This window comes from Catellatospora sp. NPDC049609, from assembly GCF_040675365.1.
Classification (GTDB): domain Bacteria; phylum Actinomycetota; class Actinomycetes; order Mycobacteriales; family Micromonosporaceae; genus Catellatospora.
Map to the genome: position 1 here is coordinate 15,745 of NZ_JBFAOU010000027.1, position 14,634 is coordinate 30,378.

Consider the following 14,634-nt stretch of genomic DNA (forward strand, 5'->3'; position numbering starts at 1 on the left):
GACACCCCATGAAGATCATTCTGACGCACGAGGTGTCCGGCCTCGGTGGGCCTGGTGACATCGTCGAGGTGAAGGACGGCTTCGGCCGTAACTACCTGCTGCCCCAGGGTTTCGCGATCCTGTGGACCAAGGGTGCCGAGAAGCAGGTCGCCTCGATCAAGCGGGCCCGCGCGGCCCGTGACGTCCGGGACCTGGGTCACGCCAACGAGATCAAGACGCAGCTCGAGGGCCTGAAGGTCACCCTGTCGGCGCGTGCCGGCCAGGGCGGTCGCCTGTTCGGTTCCGTCACGGCCAACGAGGTCGCCGACGCGGTCAAGGCCGCCGGCGGTCCGGTGCTCGACAAGCGCAAGATCGAGCTCCCGGCCCACATCAAGTCGACCGGTGGTTACACGGTGCAGATCAAGCTGCACTCCGACGTGACCGCCAAGTTCAACCTGAACGTGGTCGCCGCGAAGTAACGCCACGGCGAAGGCCCCCGACCTCAGGTCGGGGGCCTTCGCCATACCCACCGGGCGATCTTGCGTGGACTGTGGGGACGACACGCCCGAAGCGGGCATATCCCTAACAGTTCGCGCAAGATCGACGCGATCTTGGCGGCCCGCTGCGGGTCAGGCGAGGCGGGCGGCGCGGTGGATCAGGTCGGCGAGGTCGTCGGACTGACGTTCGTCGAGGCGGGTCGCGGCGTCGTCGGCGATCTTGGCGAGGTCGTCGAGGTTCACCTGGCGGGCGTCCTCGCCGCGGCGCAGTGCGACGGCGAGGAACGCGGCCGCGTAGCAGATCCGCAGGCGCGGGTCGGCGGTGGCGAAGTCGCCGGACAGGTCGGTGGTGGCGACCGACTCGTACGTCTCGGACGGCTGCCGCGTCTTCGGGTCCAGCCAGCGCACGCGCACCTCGGCCACCCGGCCGGTCGCCTCCGGGGCGAGCCGCACCAGGTAGAGCGCGGTCACCGAGTGGCCGGGGCCGATCTCGCCGCCGTCGACCCGGTCGTCGCGGAAGTCGTCGTCGGCGACCTTGCGGTTCTCGTACCCGATGAGCTGGTACGACTCGACGGTCTTGGTGTCGAACTGCACCTGTGCCTTGGCGTCCATGGCGCGCAGGGACAGCGTGGCGGGCAGGCGCCGCACGAAGATGTCGCGGGCCTGGCTGCGCTCCGACACGTACACCACGAACCCGTCGCCGCGGTCGGCGAGCCGTTCCATCAGCGCGTCGCCGTAGTCGCTGCCCACGCCGACACCCAGCAGCGCGATCTCCTTGTCCGCCTCCTCGCGGACCTGGCGCAGCATGCGGTCGGCGTCGGTGGTGCCGGTGTTGGCCAGCCCGTCGGAGAGCAGGATGACCCGGTTGCTGGAGCCGCGGCGGAACCCGTCACGCGCCGTCCGGTACCCGGTGATCAGGCCGTCGCCCAGGTTGGTGCTGCCACCGGCGCGCAGCGAGTCGATCGCCTCGCGCAGCGCCTGCTTCTCCGACACCCGGGTCATCTCGCGGACCACCCGGGCCCGGTCGTTGAAGGTCACGATCGCCACCGCGTCGGTCGGCCGGAGCTGGTCGACGAGGTAGTGCAGCGCGTCCTGGACCAGGCCGAGGCGGTCGGGGGCGTCCATCGAGCCGGACACGTCGATGACGAAGGTGAGCGCGGCGTCGCGGCGCTGCTCGTTCTCCTCGCCGCGGGTCTGCAGGCCGACGCGCAGCAGGCGGGTGTCGCGCGACGCCTCGTGCGAGGCGGGCAGGCGGGCGCCGTCGACGTGCACGGCGAAGCCGTCGCCGCGCGGCTGCGGGTAGTGCTGGTCGAAGGAGTTCACGAACTCCTCCGGCCGGACGGTGTCCGGCTCCGGCCAGCGCCCGTCGGCGAGGCGGCCGGCCGCGTAGCCGTACGACGCGGTGTCGACGTCGAGGGCGAAGGTGGACAGGTCGTCGCGCTCGGGCCGCTGCGGCCCGGCCTCGTTCTGGGTGACGCCGTCGCCGCGCGCGGGCGCATCGGACCGGCCGCTGTCCCCGGCGCTGCAGGCGGTGAGGACGAGCACGACGCTGAGCGCGACCGCGGGAATGCTGAGTCTCATCGGACCTCCCGTGAAGCCGTACCCGCCGGTTTGTCCGCCGGGCACGGGGCTGGTCTTCATGGGACGCAACTTGATGATCGTTTACCGCTTCCGTGGCACACCTGAGACGCAAGCGGAATCGGCCGTGACCAATTCGTGCATCAGTCGTGATGTAGACAATCCGCCGTCAGATGATGCTGAGCAGGACCGTGGTGCCGCCACCTGCCACGACGGCCGCGCAGAAGCCGATGGTGGCGGCGCGCCAGGTGTCGCTGGCCCAGCGCAGCACCGCGGCCATGCCCAGGGCTCCGGCCAGGGCCAGCGCCCAGCGCGGCGAGCTGGCGATGAGGTCGGCCAGCGCCTCCGAGCGCGGGGAGTCGCAGCCGCCGAGCCCGGCGGCGACGCAGGCCGCGTCGGGCTCGCCGGACAGCAGCAGCGCCCGGACGATGAGGATCAGCAGCGGCACGCCGTAGAAGCCTGCCGCCCAGAGCAGCGCGGCCCAGTAGTCGCGGTCGGCGTGGGACGGCTCGTCGTGGTAGCGGACCGGCAGGCCGGCGGGGACCTCCTGCGGGTGGTGCTCGACGAGGTTGTCCGGCCAGCGGTCGTCGTACGTGTCGTAGCTGTCGCTGGTGACGTATGTGTGGAAGCCGGGGTCGGCGGGCGGTCCGTAGTCGTCGGGCGCGCCGTAGCGGTCGGCGGCGTTGCGCTGGCGGGGCACGGCGGGATCGGACGGGTGCGGCCAGCCGCCCGCCCGGGTGTTGGGCGTGGTGTGCTGCTGCGTTCCCCAGCCGTCACCCTGCGACGGCCAATCCGGATATCCCACGGTCGGAGCGTGGCGGAGACCGATATCCCAGGCAATCCCCCGAACCGGCGAGAATAGGCAGGTGACGATCTTATGACCTACGCCACGCCGTCCAAAAATCTTGAGAAGAATCTTGTATGCACACCCTGTGTGTCGAGAAGTAGCAGGTCAGCGAGTTATCCACAGCCTGTGGGGACCGGTTTTCCACACCCTGTGCACAGGGTCCCCCACAGGCTGTGCCGGGTTGTCCACAGGTTGCCCCCAACCCTGTCCACGCGGGTGTTTGTGCAGCGTTCACCCCGCGCCTAGGGTCAATCGAATCGGATCGTGAGGGGGTGGCGCCGTGACGTCAGTCGGTGACGGCGTACGGGGACAGTTCACCGCTGTCCAGGCAGCCCCGGCCGCCGAGCAGGTGCCCTTCGAGAAGACCCCGCCGCAGGACGTCGCGGCCGAGCAGTGCGTGCTCGGCGGCATGATGCTGTCGAAGGACGCGATCGCGGACGTGGTCGAGATCCTGCGCGCCAACGACTTCTACAAGCCCGCCCACTCCACCGTCTTCGAGGCGATCCTCGACCTCTACGGCCGCGGCGAGCCCGCCGACGCCATCACCGTGGCGGCCACCCTGGAGAGCGGCGGCGACCTGGGCCGCATCGGCGGCGCGCCGTACCTGCACACCCTCATCTCGGCGGTGCCCACCGCCGCCAACGCGTCCTACTACGCCCGCATCGTCGGCGAGCGCGCGGTGCTGCGCCGCCTGGTCGAGGCCGGCACGAAGATCGTGCAGCTGGGGTATGGCTCCGCGGCCGGCTCCGGCCGGGACGTCGACGACGTGGTGGACATGGCCCAGCAGGCCATCTATGACGTGACCGAGCGCCGGGCCAGCGAGGACTTCGCGATCCTCGCCGACATGATCCAGCCGACGCTGGACGAGATCGAGGCGGTCGGCGCCGCCGACGGCAGCATGCGCGGCGTGCCGACCGGTTTCAGCGACCTCGACCGCCTGCTCAGCGGCCTCCAGCCGGGGCAGCTCATCATCGTTGCCGGAAGACCTGGTCTCGGCAAGTCCACGGCCAGCATGGACTTTGCCCGCCACGCCGCGGTGCGGGCCAACATGGCCAGCGCGATCTTCTCGCTGGAAATGTCGAAGACCGAGATCGTGATGCGCCTGCTGTCCGCGGAGGCGCGGGTGCCGCTGCACGTGCTGCGCTCCGGCCAGCTGTCCGACGACGACTGGACCAAGCTCGCCCGGTGCATGGGCGAGATCTCCGAGGCGCCGGTGTTCGTCGACGACACGCCCAACATGAACCTGATGGAGATCCGGGCCAAGGCGCGCCGGCTCAAGCAGCGGCACGACCTGAAGCTGATCGTGGTCGACTACCTCCAGCTGATGAGCTCGCCGAAGAAGACCGAGAGCCGCCAGCAGGAGGTCTCCGAGCTGTCCCGTGGCCTGAAGCTGCTGGCCAAGGAGGTCGAGTGCCCGGTGATCGCGGTCAGCCAGCTGAACCGTGGCCCCGAGCAGCGCACCGACAAGCGCCCGCAGCTGTCCGACCTGCGTGAGTCCGGCTCGATCGAGCAGGACGCCGACGTCGTGATCCTGCTGCACCGCGACGACTACTACGACAAGGAGTCGCCGCGCGCGGGCGAGGCGGACTTCATCGTCGCCAAGCACCGTAACGGCCCCACCGACACCATCACCGTGGCCGCGCAGCTGCACTTCTCGCGCTTCGTCGACATGGCCCTGTGACGGCCGCACCCGGCATCCCGGCGGCCCGATAGGTTCGACGCGTGCGCAGTCAGTGGGACGTGCTCGCGGCGGTATCCGCCGGCGGGGTGCTGGGCGCGCTGGCCCGCTACGCCGTCGGGCTGGCGGTGCCGCCCTCCCCCACCGGGTTCCCGTGGGGGATCTTCGGCGTCAACGTGTCCGGCTGCCTGCTCATCGGAGTGCTGATGGTGCTGGTCACCGAGGTGTGGCCGGGGCACCGGCTGCTGCGGCCGTTCCTCGGCACCGGCGTGCTGGGCGGCTATACCACCTTTTCCACCTATACCGTCGACATCGTACGGTTGATCGAGTCCGGCGCGGGCGCGGTCGCGGCGGCGTACCTGGTGGGCACGCTGCTGATCGCGCTGCCGGCGGTGTACGGCGGGACGGTGGTGACCCGGTGGCTGGTACGGCGGTGAGCGGGCTGCGGCTGACGGTCGTGGTCGGCGAGGACGACCGGTGGCGGCACCGGCCGATGTACACCGAGATCGTGCACCGGGCGCACGCGGCCGGGCTGGCCGGGGCGACGGTGCTGCGCGGCGTCGAGGGGTTCGGCACCCATTCGCGCGTCCATACCGACCGGCTGCTGTCGCTGGCCGAGGAGCTGCCGATGGTGGTCGTCATCGTGGACGCCGAGGAGCGCGTCCGCCGCTTCCTGCCCCAGCTCACCGAGCTGCGCCTGGAAGGGCTGGTCATGCTGGACCCGGTCGAGGTCATCCGGTGACGGTGCTGCTCGTGGCGCTCGGCGCGGCCGTCGGGGCGCCGCTGCGCTACCTCGTCGACCGGGCGGTGCAGGCGCGACACGACTCGGTGTTCCCGTGGGGCACGCTGACCGTGAACGTGGCGGGCTCGTTCATCCTGGGCCTGCTGGCCGGGGGCGCGGCCGCCGGAGCCGTACCGGGGTCGCTGACGGCGGCGCTGGGCACCGGGTTCTGCGGAGCGCTGACGACGTACTCCACCTTCGGCTACGAGACCCTGCGCCTGGCCGAGACCGGCGCCACCCGCCTCGCCCTGCTCAATGTGACGATCAGCGTCGCGTTCGGCCTGCTCGCCGCTGCCGCCGGCTACCTGCTCGCCACTGCGCTCTGGTGACCAGCCGCCCTGACCCCGACCGGTGGACTCAGCCTCGGTGATCACGGTCTCGGGGTGGTGACACGCCGTCGACCACGTCCACAAGTTCATGATCAACCCGGGTGGGGGCGCGGAGGGGGAGGGACCACAGCGCGAGGGCGGCGGGGTAGAGGAGGTAGCCGAAGCGGGTGGACGGCATCAGGATGATGGCGGCCAGCAGGCCGGTGGCGGTGATCAGGGCGGCGGTGCCGGCGTCGCGGGGTGGGCGGCGCAGCAGCCAGAGGCCGATGGCCAGGCCCGCGAGCAGGAGCAGGACCAGCGCGACGGTACGCCCACCCGGCACGTGCCGCGCGATCAGCCAGCCCAGCAGCGGTGACGCCGCGGGGCTGGTGACCAGGCCGTGCCCGGTCGGGAAGCGGACCACGTTCTCGACGAACGCGGCGGGCTCGACCAGCAGCGCCGGGACCAGGGCCAGCACCGGCAGCCCGGCGGCGCCCGCGGCGTACCGGCCGGTCGACCGGCGCACCACCGCGTAGGCGCCGAGCACCAGGGCGACCGGCCAGGCCAGCAGCTTCATCGCGGCGGCGGCGCCCATGGCGAGCCCGGACCAGCCGAACCGGCCGCGCGCGGCGCACGCGAAGGCCAGCAGGCAGAGCGCGAGCACGGGCAGGTCGTCGCCGCCGGTCGCGATGGTCAGCGCGCACAGCGGGAGCACCGAGGCGGCCTGCGCGGCGCGTACCAGCAGCGCGTCCTGTGCCGGGGTGCCGTCGCGCAGCAGCCTGGCCGCCAGCAGCACGGCGAGCGCGGTCACCAGGGCGAACCACACCCGCGCGTCGGTCCACCAGGCGACGCCGAACACCGCCCGGGGCAGCCCGAACACCGCCATGCCCGGCTGGTACGGCGTGTACCCCAGCAGTGGCTCCGGCAGCGCCGCGATGCCGTCGCGCCCGAGGTACGGCGTACCCGAATCGAGCAGGCGCCGTGCCGACTCCTCGACGACGAGCACCTCCTCCTGCGCCCGCCCGGCGGCCCCGCCGGCCCGCTGCACGGCCTGCACGATCAGCGGCACCACCGCCACGGCGACCCACGCCCCCACCGTCACCCAAGCCCGCGCGCCCACTCCCTCCGGCCCGCCCGCGCGGTCCGCGCCGTCCGTGATCGTCCGACTTGCCTGGCAAACGGGCGTATCTTGGGCGCTCTTCCGCCCATCTGCCGGGCAAGTCGGGTGATCTTCGGCGGGGCGGGACGCGGGGCGGTGGCGGAGGGCGAGTTGGGTGAGGACGGCCAAGGTGGCGGCGGCGTAGCCCCAGGCGGCGAGCGCGCCCCAGGCGCGGTGCGAGGTGAGCGTGGAGCCGGTCGCGGTGGACCAGGCGAACAGCGCGGACAGCGCGTACAGGCAGAGGTCGGCGGCGAGCCCGCCGGCGGCGCGGTCGATCCGGCGCCAGAGCCGCCCGGCCGCGCCCGCGCTCGGCTCGTCGCGGTCGGTCACGTCCGGGGACACGGCGGTGGTGTGCTCGCTGGGCTGGCTCACGCCGAGGAGTCTGACACCCGGCCCGCCCCGGCGGCACCGGTGGCCCCGGACGGGCGGGCGCCGCGGCCCGGGGTGCGCTTGGCGGGCATCCGCACCACGGCCTTCGGGTCGTGCAGCGGCTCGGCGAGCCGGGTCGGCCCGTCGGCGGCGGTGACCAGCTCCAGGATCTCGGCGATCGGCATCGGCTTGGCGAACAGGTGGCCCTGCCCGGCGGTGCAGCCCAGGTCCCACAGCATCTGCCGCTGGCTGTCGCGCTCGACGCCCTCGGCGACCACCAGCAGGTCGAGGTGGCGGCCGAGCTCGACGGTCGACCGGACCACGGCGGCGGAGCTGGGCGTGCTCTCCATCTGCATCACGAACGAGCGGTCGATCTTCAGCTCGGTGGCGGGCACCCGGGGCAGCACCGAGAGCGACGAATACCCGGTGCCGAAGTCGTCCAGCGCGATGGCGCAGCCCAGCTCCATCAGCTCGGCGAGCACCTTGTCCACGATGTCCAGCTGACTGACGTTGTGCGACTCGGTCAGCTCCAGCACCAGCGCGTCGCCGGGCAGGCCGTGGTCGTCCAGGCGGCGGGTGACCAGGGCGGGCAGCCGCCGGTCGAGCAGGCTGCGCGGGGAGATGTTGACCGCGACGGGCCACCGGCAGCCGAGCTCGCGCCAGCGGGCGGCACCGGCCAGCGCCTGGTCGAGCACCGCGTCGGTGAACGCGGTGAGCAGCCCGGAGCGCTCGATCGGCTCCAGGAAGCTGCGCGGGTCGACCATGCCCTTGTCCGGGTGCTGCCAGCGGGCCAGCGCCTCGGCGCTGATCGCCTCGCCGCTGGCCAGGTCGACGATCGGCTGGAACTGGAGGATGAACTCCTTCTCCGCCACCGCGCGGGGCAGCATGCCGCCGACCACGAGCCGGCCGCGGTCGGCGGTGTCGTCCTCGCGGGCGTACACGGCCACCGTCCGTCCGGTGCGCTTGGCCTGGTACATCGCGATGTCGGCGCGGCGCAGCAGCTCCACGAAGCCGCCCCGGGCGGGCGCGGCCGCCACGCCCGCGCTCGCGCCCACGACCAGCGGCATGCCGTCGACGTCCACCGGCTCGTGCAGCGTGGCCAGCAGGTTCTCGGCGCGGTGCAGGGCCAGCGCCGGGGCGGGCAGCCCGCGGTAGAGCACCGCGAACTCGTCGCCGCCGAGCCGGGTGACCAGGGCTTCGGGGCCCGCGGCGGCGGACAGTCGGCGGGCCACGGTGACCAGCACCTGGTCGCCGGCGGTGTGGCCGAGCGCGTCGTTGACGTCCTTGAAGTGGTTGAGGTCGAGCACCAGCAGCGCGGTCACCCCGCGGCGGCCGTGCCGCCGGTCGAGCGCGTCCTCCACCTCCAGCTGCAGGCGGCGCCGGTTCGGCAGGCCGGTGAGCAGGTCGTGGGTGGCGTCGTGCTGGTGCTGCCCGGCGAGCTGCTCCAGCTGGGCGTACGACGTCGCGTTGCGGATCGCGGTGCACAGCGCCCCGGCGAACGCCCGCAGCGTGAACTGCTCCCGCTCGGACAGCGCGACCGGCACGTGGAAGCAGAGCCGCAGCTCGCCGACGCGCTCGCCGTCGTGCTCGCCGATCAGCGGCACGATGGCGGTGGTGTTCGGGTCGACCGGGGCGTGGTCGGGCGCGCCGTGGTACGTGATGTCGCCGTGGGTGCCGCGTACGAGCTGCTGCGCGCCTTCCATGAACACGGTGATCTCGACCTGGTCGGCGGAGAACAGCCGGGCGCCGTTGTGGACGGCGGTGTGCAGCACCGTCTCCATCTGCACGACGTTCATGGCGTCGGTGGCTTCGGCGAGCTGCTGCCAGGCCAGCCGCTCGGCGCGCGCCCGCAGCCGGCCGCGGTAGGTGAGGTGCAGGCTGAACACGATCGCGGGGACCGCGATCAGCAGCCCTGGCTGCTCGGTGAGCACGGCCAGGGCCAGCACCGCGACGGCGAAGCGGACGACGGCCGAGCCGAGCCGCAGGTCGAGGTGCGCCAGGAAGCGGTCCCGCACGCTGGTGCGGGTGGCCACCGCGATGACCGGGATCGCGATGACCTCGTCGGCCAGCACGACGACCGTGAAGGCGACGGCCAGGATGCCCAGGTGGCCGAGCGGGTCGTCGGCCACCGAGGGGTACGCGTACAGCACGAGCGCGGCGAGCCCGCAGGTGACGGTCTCCTTCGCCACCGCGAAGACGAGCTTGATCGGCGGCAGCCGCTTGACGCTCTTGGCGGCGGCCGTGCCGGCGGCGGCGCACAGCACGGCCCACGGGGCGGGCAGCAGCACCGCTGCGGTGAGCAGCGCGGCATCCGCCCAGTGCACGATGTGTTGGTTGGACCGGATCCGGATGTTCACCGACACCAGCGAGGTCAGCGTGACCAGGAGGGCGAGCGCGCTGGCCCGCAGCACCAGGTCGACGGTGATCGGCTGGGTGAACAGGAATCCGGCAGCGGCCAGCAGCATGGCTGAGGCCACCGACGCAACCAGACCGACGAGCAGCCGGAGCCGGCTCTCGGTCTGTTGCGGAGTGGTGTTCTCGGCCGCCACGTCGGACCTCTTCCGTGTAGACGGATGGTCGTGCGTGCCGACAGCCTAAGCGATTCTCAGCCCCATTCGTTGGTGCGCATGTCGCTCTCCTCCGCAGAACCGTCGATGCTTGCCAAGTCCTGATGCAGAGCGTAACTTCGTCCCGGTCGATATCTAGTAGTAGGTTCATATTTCAAACAAGCATGGCGATTTATCACCATTAGTGGTGGATCGCCTACGCACTGTGTTCGCCTCCCATCGTCTCGCGCGAAGCAACTAGGCTCATGTCGTGACAGAAGGAACAGCTTCCAGCTCACCTCAGCTGACTCATGTGGACGCCCGCGGCGAAGCCCGGATGGTCGACGTCGCCGGCAAGGAGATCACTCTGCGTGTCGCCGTGGCAGCGGGGCGCGTGGTCACCACGCGTGAGGTCCTGGACCTGCTGCGGGGCGAGGGAATGCCGAAGGGCGACGCGCTCGGCGTGGCGCGGCTGGCCGGCATCATGGCCGCCAAGCGCACCCCGGAGCTGATCCCGCTGTGCCACCCCATCGCCATCCATGGCGTCACCGTCGACCTGACCGTCACCGCCGACGGCGTGGAGATCGCGGCCACCGTGCGCACCGCGGACCGCACCGGGGTCGAGATGGAGGCGCTGACCTGCGTCGCGGCCGCCGGGCTCGCGCTCATCGACATGATCAAGGCGGTGGATCCCGCCGCGTCCATCTCCGACGTCCGGGTGCTGCGCAAGGAGGGCGGCAAGACCGGCCTCTGGGAGCGCGGAGCCATGCCCGCCATTTCCCAGAACCGTGCGCAGGCAAACACCGGCGCGCCGAAGGTCGCCGTCATCGTCGCGTCGACCCGCGCCGCCACCGGGGTGTACGCCGACACCGGCGGCCCGCTGCTCGCCGACGGCCTGCGGTCGTTCGGCTGCGAGGTCGCCGACGTCGTGGTCGTGCCCGACGGCGAGCCGGTCCGCCGGGCGCTGCGCGACGCGCTCGCCGAGCGCCCCGACGCGATCGTCACCACCGGCGGCACCGGCATCAGCCCGACCGACCGCACCCCCGACGTGACCCGGTCGCTGCTCGACTACGAGGTGCCCGGCCTCGCCGACGCGGTGCGCACGGCCGGCACCACTCCCCTGGCCGCGCTGTCCCGCGGCGTCGCGGGCGTCGCCGGGCGCACCCTCGTCGTCAACCTGCCCGGCTCGACCGGCGGGGTCCGCGACGGCCTGGCCGTGCTGGCGAAGGTCCTGCCGCACGCGGTGGACCAGCTACGCGGCGGGGACCATCCGGCGTCATCCGGAGGAAACACCCACGACTAGGGTCGAACCATGAGCGAGCGCAGCGAGCGAATCATGTGGTTCGGTTCGGCTCATGCCGCCGACGAGCGCAGCGAGGAGAAGGCATGAGCGAGCGCAGCGAGCGAATCATGTGGTTCGGTGGGGCTCGGGCGGGCGACGGGCTTAGCGAGGAGCGCGCATGAGCGAGCGCATGAGCGGACCTGAGGACTGGGCCTCGGCCCGGCGGACCGTGCACGCCGCGGGCTGGCGGGCGCAGCTGCCGCCGGTGGCCGTCCCGCTGGCCGAGGCGGACGGGCTGACCCTGGCCGCGCCGCTGGCGCCCGGCACGGACCTGCCCGCGTTCCCCACGGCGAGCGTGGACGGCTGGGCGCTGCGCGGCCGGGGCCCGTGGCGGGTCACCGGCCGGGTGCTCGCGGGCAGCGTCCCCCCGCCGCTGACCGGGGACGGCACGGCGGTGGAGATCGCGACCGGGGCGATGGTGCCCGAGGGCACCGAGGCGATCCTGCGCGTCGAGCACTCCACGCGCAGCGGCGACCTCGTCGACGGCACCCCGAAGAGCGAGCGCGAGTGGCGGGTGCCGGGCGAGGAGGCCCGTGCCGGCGAGCCGCTGCTGCCCGCCGGCACGCCGGTGACCCCGGGCGTGATCGGCCTCGCCGCCTCGTGCGGGCACGACACGCTGCAGGTCCGGCCCGCGCCCCGCGCCGCGATGCTGATCTTCGGCGACGAGCTGCTGACCGCCGGCCCGCCTGCGGACGGCCGCATCCGCGACTCGCTCGGCCCGTCCATCCCGGCGTACCTCCGCCGGTTGGGCGTGACCTGCGAGCAGCCGGCCGGGCCGATCAAGGACACGCTGGACGCGCACGTCGAGGCGCTGCGCGCCGCGCTGGACAGCGGCGCCGACCTGGTCTGCACCACCGGCGGCACCATGCACGGGCCGGTCGACCACCTGCACCCGGCGCTGGCCGAGCTCGGCGCGACGTACGTCGTCAACACCGTGGCCGTGCGCCCCGGGTTCCCGATGCTGGTCGCGGCGGTGCCGTACGGCGGGCGTACCCGCTTCGTGGCCGGGCTGCCCGGCAACCCGCAGTCGGCCGTCGTCGCGCTGGTGTCGCTGGTGGTCCCGCTGCTGGCCGGGCTGACCGGCCGCCCCGAGCCGGCGCTGCCGCCGGTCACGCTGGGCGAGCCGGTGCCGGGCCGGGGCGACTACACCCACCTGGCGCTGGTGCGGGTCGACCCGGTCGACGGCCTGGCCCGGCCCGTCTCGCACGTGGGCTCGGCGATGCTGCGCGGCCTGGCCGGCGCGCACGGGTTCGCGGTCATACCGCCGGGCGCCACCGGGCGCACCGGTGACACGGTCGAGCTGGTGGAGGTGCCGTGAACCGCGTCGTGCTGACCGAGGTGACCACCGCGCCGCTGGATGTGGCGGCGCACGAGACGGCCGTGGCCGACCCGCGGGCGGGTGCGGTGGTGAGCTTCGCCGGGGTGGTCCGCGACCACGACCACGGCCGCTCCGTGTCCACGCTGACCTACGAGTCCCACCCGAGCGCGGCCGAGGTGCTGCGGGAGGTGGCCGAGGAGCTCGCGGCCGATCCCGACGTGTACGCCATCGCGGTGTCGCACCGGTACGGCCCGCTGGCCATCGGGGACGTGGCGCTGGCCGCCGCGGTCTCCACCGCGCACCGCGCGGCCGCCTTCACGGTCTGCGCCCGCCTGGTCGACCTCGTCAAGCAGCGCCTGCCGATCTGGAAGCACCAGGTCTTCACCGACGGCACCGACGAGTGGGTCAACTGCCCCTGACGCGGGTGCCGCCGCCCGACGGCAACGGCCGCAGAAACAGGGAAACTGCTGCATCGGTGGCCCCGATGGCAGCAGTTTCCCGGAAAGTGCGGGCGGACCCGCGGCGGTCAGTGGTCGGCGTTGGCGGAGACGGTGACGGGGGCCGGGGTCTCCCGGCGGGGGGCCGGGGCGCCGGTGCGGGCCTGCGGGAAGCGGGCCGCGGGCAGGCTGCCGAACGCCGGCTCCGCGCCGGGGCGCGACGGCAGCGCCGCGACCAGCGCGATCAGGGCGATCGCCAGCGAGTTCTCGGCGAGCATCCCGAACAGTCCGTCGGCGTAGTGCGACACCCCGGGGAGCTGGTGCTCGTACGGCCAGATCGGGGAGATCAGGAACAGCAGGTAGAGGGCCACGGCGGCACCGGTGTGCCGGGCGCCCACCAGCGCCGGGAACCAGATCGGCTCGCGCAGTCCGGGCGTGGACCGGCCCCGCGCCGCCAGGCCGCGACCGGCCGCGCGGCGGCGCAGCGCCTGGTCGGCCAGGGCGATCACGGCGGGCACGACCCAGACCAGGTGGTGCGTCCAGGAGATCGGGCTGACCACGTTGGTGGTGAGGCCCACCAGCGTGAACGCGATCAGCTCGTCGCCCTCGGCGTGCGCCGCGGCCGCGCGGGACAGCCCGACCGCGAGCAGCACCAGCGTGAACGCGATCCACAGCAGGCTGGGCGCGGTGGTGGTGTCGTAGAGCCGGGACAGCAGGCCCGCCAGCGACTGGTTCGGGGTCATGTCGGCGGCGCCGACCCGCTCGGTCTGCCAGAGCACGCTGCCGAAGTACGCCGTGGACTCGTGCGGCACGATCAGGTACGCCGCGGCGGTCGCCGCGAGCGTCGCGCCGGCCGCCGTGAGCGCGGCCCGCCACTGGCGGCTGACCAGGAAGTACACGATGAACAGCGCGGGCGTCAGCTTGATCGCGGTGGCGATGCCGATGCCGACGCCGGCCCAGCGCCAGCCGCGGCGCAGCGCCACCATGTCCGCCATGATCAGTGCGAACAGGAGCAGGTTGACCTGCCCGAAGCCGAGCGTCTCGCGCACCGGCTCGATCGCGGCGAACATGGGCAGCGCGACGGCGACGGTCATCCAGCGCGGCCAGCCGCAGCGGTCGGCCACCGGCACCAGCAGCGCGGTCAGCACGAAGCCCAGCGCGCCGAGGCCGAAGAGCAGGTTGAACAGGCCTGCGGCGGAAGGGGTCAGCGCGGCCATGGGCAGCATCAGCAGCGCGGCGAACGGCGGGTACGTGAAGCCGAGCGTCGTGTCAGGTGCGATGTACTCGTACAGCTCGCCGCCGCCGCTCCACCACACCACCGCGCCGTGATAGATCTTCATGTCGAAGAAGTCGTACCACCGTCCGAAATTCTGCTCGGTCACCCAGGCGGCGTAGCAGACGGCGGCGACGATGCCGACCCGGACGAGCGTGCGACGATCCCCGTTGAGGGATCTCAGTTCACGGATGACGCGGTGGAGGCTCTGCGACAGGCGGGGCAGACGGCGCACGCCGAGTGCCGGCATGGCGTCGCCACCTCCTTCAAGGTTCCGGGTTTCGGTATCCCGTTCGTGTCTGCTCAGCAGCCTAGAACGGCGCACCACTCCAGTACCTCCCGTGTTACCCGACCGTGTCCGATCCCACACGCCTTTGCGACATTTCTAGCTGGTTAACGCACCCTGCGAAGATAGGGTGATTGGCGTCACACCAGCCGGGCAGGCTGGGCAAACACCACTCGCCGTATGTCGCAACTGCACTGAGCGGAGCGAAGAAACGGGCCGATGGCGGGCTCCATCCG

The 14,634-nt window shown here is 72.6% G+C and carries 13 protein-coding genes; 8 read left to right on the plus strand and 5 right to left on the minus strand.

Translation table 11 applies throughout. The features are described from left to right. Positions 1-8: 8 nt before the first annotated feature. Positions 9-458: a 50S ribosomal protein L9 gene (gene rplI, locus AB0J67_RS10905; RefSeq protein WP_363479476.1), complete on the plus strand. Its 450-nt coding sequence runs from the start codon at positions 9-11 to the stop codon at positions 456-458. Between the two features lie 150 nt (positions 459-608). Here rplI and AB0J67_RS10910 read toward each other — a convergent pair whose 3' ends face one another. After that, positions 609-2,057 carry a von Willebrand factor type A domain-containing protein gene (locus AB0J67_RS10910; RefSeq protein WP_363479479.1) on the minus strand — a complete coding sequence of 483 codons (1,449 nt, stop codon included), beginning with the start codon at positions 2,055-2,057 and terminating at the stop codon, positions 609-611. Positions 2,058-2,223: 166 nt separating this feature from the next. Then, positions 2,224-2,859, minus strand: a complete 636-nt coding sequence (locus AB0J67_RS10915; RefSeq protein WP_363479482.1) for a hypothetical protein — start codon at positions 2,857-2,859, stop codon at positions 2,224-2,226. A gap of 391 nt (positions 2,860-3,250) precedes the next feature. On the opposite strand from AB0J67_RS10915, the gene dnaB reads away from it, so the two are divergent. From dnaB to crcB (AB0J67_RS10935), 4 genes are read left to right on the plus strand one after another with little or no spacing between them, the layout of a single operon-like run. Then, the gene (gene dnaB / locus AB0J67_RS10920; RefSeq protein WP_363479585.1) at positions 3,251-4,582 is read left to right on the plus strand and encodes a replicative DNA helicase; all 1,332 of its coding nucleotides are present in this window, start codon (positions 3,251-3,253) and stop codon (positions 4,580-4,582) included. A gap of 41 nt (positions 4,583-4,623) precedes the next feature. Then, complete coding sequence (crcB, locus tag AB0J67_RS10925; protein WP_363479485.1) at positions 4,624-5,016, plus strand: fluoride efflux transporter CrcB; 393 nt, start codon at positions 4,624-4,626, stop codon at positions 5,014-5,016. Further along, entirely contained in the window at positions 4,998-5,321 is a 324-nt protein-coding gene (locus AB0J67_RS10930) for a DUF190 domain-containing protein (RefSeq protein WP_363479488.1), read from the plus strand. Before crcB (AB0J67_RS10925) ends, AB0J67_RS10930 begins: the two co-directional genes overlap by 19 nt. Then, on the plus strand, positions 5,318-5,689 hold the full coding sequence (gene crcB / locus AB0J67_RS10935; protein WP_363479491.1) for a fluoride efflux transporter CrcB: 372 nt from the start codon (positions 5,318-5,320) through the stop codon (positions 5,687-5,689). The genes AB0J67_RS10930 and crcB (AB0J67_RS10935) overlap by 4 nt, the downstream gene beginning before the upstream one ends. Before the next feature lie 28 nt (positions 5,690-5,717). On the opposite strand, the gene AB0J67_RS10940 is transcribed toward crcB (AB0J67_RS10935), so the two are convergent. Next, positions 5,718-7,103: a glycosyltransferase 87 family protein gene (locus AB0J67_RS10940; protein ID WP_363479588.1), complete on the minus strand. Its 1,386-nt coding sequence runs from the start codon at positions 7,101-7,103 to the stop codon at positions 5,718-5,720. Positions 7,104-7,195: 92 nt separating this feature from the next. After that, positions 7,196-9,673, minus strand: a complete 2,478-nt coding sequence (locus AB0J67_RS10945) for a bifunctional diguanylate cyclase/phosphodiesterase (protein ID WP_363479494.1) — start codon at positions 9,671-9,673, stop codon at positions 7,196-7,198. Positions 9,674-10,046: 373 nt separating this feature from the next. Here AB0J67_RS10945 and moaCB point away from each other — a divergent pair, with 373 nt between their 5' ends. From moaCB to AB0J67_RS10960, 3 genes are all read left to right on the plus strand, one after another. Further along, positions 10,047-11,045 carry a bifunctional molybdenum cofactor biosynthesis protein MoaC/MoaB gene (moaCB, locus tag AB0J67_RS10950; protein WP_363479591.1) on the plus strand — a complete coding sequence of 333 codons (999 nt, stop codon included), beginning with the start codon at positions 10,047-10,049 and terminating at the stop codon, positions 11,043-11,045. Between the two features lie 157 nt (positions 11,046-11,202). Further along, a complete protein-coding gene (locus AB0J67_RS10955; protein WP_363479497.1) occupies positions 11,203-12,402 on the plus strand; it encodes a molybdopterin molybdotransferase MoeA in 1,200 nt (399 codons plus the stop codon). Then, complete coding sequence (locus AB0J67_RS10960; protein ID WP_363479500.1) at positions 12,399-12,821, plus strand: molybdenum cofactor biosynthesis protein MoaE; 423 nt, start codon at positions 12,399-12,401, stop codon at positions 12,819-12,821. The genes AB0J67_RS10955 and AB0J67_RS10960 overlap by 4 nt, the downstream gene beginning before the upstream one ends. A 107-nt stretch (positions 12,822-12,928) precedes the next feature. Here the strand turns inward: AB0J67_RS10960 and AB0J67_RS10965 are convergent, their stop codons facing one another. Continuing rightward, on the minus strand, positions 12,929-14,362 hold the full coding sequence (locus AB0J67_RS10965; protein WP_363479503.1) for a glycosyltransferase 87 family protein: 1,434 nt from the start codon (positions 14,360-14,362) through the stop codon (positions 12,929-12,931). Between the last annotated feature and the right edge of the window lie 272 nt (positions 14,363-14,634).